The organism is Moraxella oculi (genome assembly GCF_023336735.1).
GTDB lineage: Bacteria > Pseudomonadota > Gammaproteobacteria > Pseudomonadales > Moraxellaceae > Moraxella > Moraxella oculi.
This window is the reverse complement of the sequence record NZ_JAMBAQ010000039.1, coordinates 1-4,257: the sequence shown is the minus strand read 5'-3', so window position 1 is coordinate 4,257 and position 4,257 is coordinate 1. Positions and strand designations below refer to the sequence as shown.

General features: G+C 44.7%; 1 protein-coding gene. It reads left to right on the top strand.

Features of this window, described 5'->3' with window-relative positions; all coding sequences use genetic code 11:
* Nucleotides 1–4,257, top strand: a 4,257-nt coding sequence (locus tag M2R47_RS09160; protein ID WP_249102434.1) for a hypothetical protein, incomplete at both ends; no start/stop codon positions are given.

The following is a 4,257-nucleotide window of genomic DNA, read 5'->3' as shown; positions in this document are numbered from 1 at the left end:
TATCAAAGTATCTACCGATCCGTTCAAAGACAACAAGATCAGTAAGATTACTGTTGATGTCAAGACAGATCCTAATAAAGGTATTGAGGTTACCGATAAAGGTCTGGGCATCAAACTACAAACAGGCAACAACCCACTGTATGTTAATCAAGATGGTCTTGGCATCAATCCCCAAACCTTGGTTGAAAACGCCCAATTACCAGTCGTCTATACCGACGCAGCTGGCAATAAGCTTTCTATCAAAGATGGCAAGTTTGTTGGTGAAGATGGTAAAGCGGTCGACCCTGCTGATGTGATTGCTTCGATCAATAATGGTAAAGGCAGCACCACACAGCCAACCAACTTGGCTAATGTTGCTGGTAACTTGACCCCAACTTACAATGCAGGCGACATGATTGTGGGTCCTGACGGTAAGCTGATCAATGAGCCAGTCACGGAAGCTACCAGAGTGCAAGAAGCACCACAAGGTCAAGACCTTGCGAACATGTATAACAACGCAGCTACCGTTGGTGATGTGTTGAATGCAGGTTTCAACCTACAAGAAAACGGTTGGTCAAGAGACTTTGTCAAAGCTTATGATACGGTAAACTTCATTGATGGTGAAGGTACCAAAGCATCTGTCATCACTGATCAAAATGGCAAAGAAAGCATGATTAAGTTTGACATCAATGTCGATGATACCAAAGGCATAACCATTGCACCAAATACAGGTAAGCTTGGTATTAAAATCAATGCTGATGGCCCATTAATCACAGACAAAGATGGCTTGAACATCCAAACTGATGGCACCACCATTAAGGTTGAAGGTAATCAGCTGATTGCCAACACCGCCACCTTAGATGATGCCAACAAAGATGGTAAGATTGAAATTGGTCGTGATGGTGATCAAAATGCACTAGTTACCGCCAAAACCGTTGCTGATGCCATTAATAAAGCAGGTTTCAAGATTGCTACCAAACAAGGCGATGGTGGTGAAATTATTGGTGATGCCAAAGATGCCCTAATCAAAGCAGGCGAAGCAGCTACCTTTGAGGCTGCCAATAATATCAAGTTAAAGCAGCAAGGTGGTCAAGTTACTATTGCCACCAAAGACGATGTGAACTTTACTAGTGTTCAGTTTGGTGATAACGGTCCAAAAATCACCAAAGATGCTCAAGATAGCTTAAAGGTTTCTGGCAATAATGGCACCGACCCAGTTAAAATCACCAATGTAAAAGCAGGCGATCAAGATACCGACGCTGTAAACTTCAGTCAGCTAACCCAAGCCAAAGCTGATGCTGCCACCAAGTATTTTGCTGATCAAGGTGATGCCACTAGCAAAGATGTTGCTAGGGCGGTTGCTGGTAATAAAATTGGCATTAAGGGCGGCCAAACAGGTAAGCAACTGAATGATAAGAACATTACCACCAAATTTGATGAAGTCAATAACCTCATTGAGGTTGCTCTAAACCCTGATGTTAAAGGCTTAAATAGCCTACAGTTCGCTGATGGTCAGGGCATCAAAATCGGTGATAAGAACACCAAGGCTGATGCTGGCATTGCGATTGGTCGTGGAGCGACGGCAGAGCGAAATGCGATTGTCGGCATTGGGTTAAAAGGCAATCCAGAGTTTAAGCTTGATTATTCATCAGCTCCAAAACATGCCAGTGGTAAAACTTATGCACCTGGTGATGGTGTGGCTGTTGGTGATGATGGTATTGCGGCAAAAGGGGCGACTGCTTTAGGAAGTCATGCACATGCAAAAGGCGTGTTTGGTGTCGCTGCTGGGATTAATGCTGCGGCAAATGGCACGGCGGCCATTTCGATTGGGGCGGGTTCTCAGGCAATAGCAGATGGTTCAATCGCACAGGGTCGTGAGGCAGTAGCTCTAGGAAGTTATTCATCAGCCGTGGGTTATGTGTCCTTAGCTGATGGTGCTGGTGCGATTGCGTCAGGTCATAGTGCCACGGCACAAGGTGTGCGAGCCATTGCGATTGGTTCTGGTAATGCGTTTAGTGATAAATATGATGATAGTACCAATACTCAAGCCACCAAGGTAGACGCCATCGCTGTAGGCTCAAATGCCAAATCTGTCGCTGAAAGGGCCATCGCAATCGGTCGAGATGCTAAGGCGGAGCGAGCTGATGGTGTGGCATTGGGTTCGTCATCAGTGGCCGACCGTGCGGCGGTAACAGGTGCTGTCATAACAAGCACGCAAACGGTTGATGGTCAGAAAGTTAATCAAGTCTACTCACCGGTGGATAATTTTGCAGGTAATCAGACGGATGTCGTTGATGATCTTGATATGGTCATCCGAAACACCGTCAAAGGTAACCTAGGTGCGGTATCTGTTGGTGATAAAAACAACACTCGTCAAATCACCAATGTCGCGGCAGGTTCTAGCGATACCGACGCGGCCAACATCGCTCAGCTTAAAGCTGTGGCTGGCTTGCCGTTTACTGTAGAAGCTGATCAGTTGGGTTCTGTTGATGTCAAGCTTGGCGATCGCTTACCGATTAAAGGTGCAACCAATGGTGGTATCGTTACCAAGGCTGACCTAGCTACTAATGGTTTGACAGTTGAAGTTAAGCCAAATAATGCCATGGGCGTACAATTGACTCCAGGTGGCGTTGCTGTGAAAATTGAAGAGGGTAATAATAACCCGCTACAATTTGGTAATAAAGGTGGCATTGAACTTAAAGTTGATGACAATACCTTAGCAGTTGACAATGATACCAATGTTTTAGGCGGTGATAAGAAGCTTAAAGTCAAACTGGCTGATAAAGGCGGTATTATCGCTAATGATGCTGGTAATAACGGCGACAAAGGTTTGCGTGTCAATGTTGATGAAACTACCATCAAACTGAATGAAAACGGTCAAGTTGCTGCTAAAACCACAGCACTGGTTGATACAAATCAAGATGGTAAGATTGACACACCAGATAATGGTGATTCTCTAGTAACCGCCAAAACCGTTGCCAACGCCATCAACAATTCAGGCTTTACCCTTGCAACTTCTCAAGATGGCAATGGACAAGCAGTTGGTGATTCTGCACTGATCAAAGCTGGTGAAAAAGTAACACTGGAAGCTGGTGATAACATTTCTGTCACACAAGCAGGCGGTAAAGTTCGCATCACCACCACTGATGATGTGGTCTTTAATAATGTCTCTGCTAAGCAAGGTGTGGTTGTGGGCGACACCGCAGATGGTAGAACAGCCATTCGTATTACCAGTACAGGCAATGCTGGTCGTGAGAAAAACATCATCACGGGTTTAAGTGATAATCTGCCTCGTGCTGGAAATACTTTGGCTATTGACTTACCTAATGGATTTGATTTGAGTGGCGAAGCCGATCCTGAAAAATTAACGCGTGCAGCCAATGTTGCAGATGTATTGTCTACAGGCTTTAATCTACAGAGCAATAGCAATGCAGTTGATTTTGTTCGTGCTTATGATACGCTTAATTTTGCTGATGGTAATTTAACCACAGTGGATGTTGCTACTGAAAAAACCGGTAAGATTAGCACAATTAAAGTTAATGTCAACGCCCAAGGCATTGTTGAAAACGCCCAATTACCAGTAGTTTATACTGATAAGAAAGGCAATAAGCTTGTGAAGAAAGATGGTTCGTTCTATCAAGTTACTCCAAACGGTGGTGCTTCTCGCATTAAGGTTGAGAACGACCAAGTCATCGCCTCAATGAACAATGGCAATGGTGAAACCAAACAAGCCCCAATGACCTTGGCAAATGTTGCTCACAACATCACCATCAAACCAACGATTGATGACAAACCAGCATTCTATTCGGAAAAACCAAAAAATGCTGATGCCATCCAAAACAACGCTGCTACCGTTGGTGATGTGTTGAATGTTGGCTTTAACCTAAAAGAAAGAGGTGTTGGTAAAGACTTCGTCCAAGCCTTTGACACGCTAGACATCATTGATGGTAATGGTACGACAGCTCGTGTTAACACAGATGAAGCCCGTCAATCAAGCACCATCACCTTTGATGTGAAGCCAAATCGCCAAAAAGGCATCATGGTTGATACAGATGGTGTTGGCATCAACATTGATGACAATGCTGGCCTTGAGTTTAAGCAGACAGCTGACAAGTCAGCATCTAAGCTTGCTGTGAAAGCTGATGGCACCACCATTAAGGTTGAAGGCAATGCGGTTAAAGCCAACACCACCGACCTAACCGTCAACACTGACATCAGTAACATTGACGCTGATGACCTGGGTGAGGTTAAGCTGGCTAAAGAAGATCAAGGCAATGC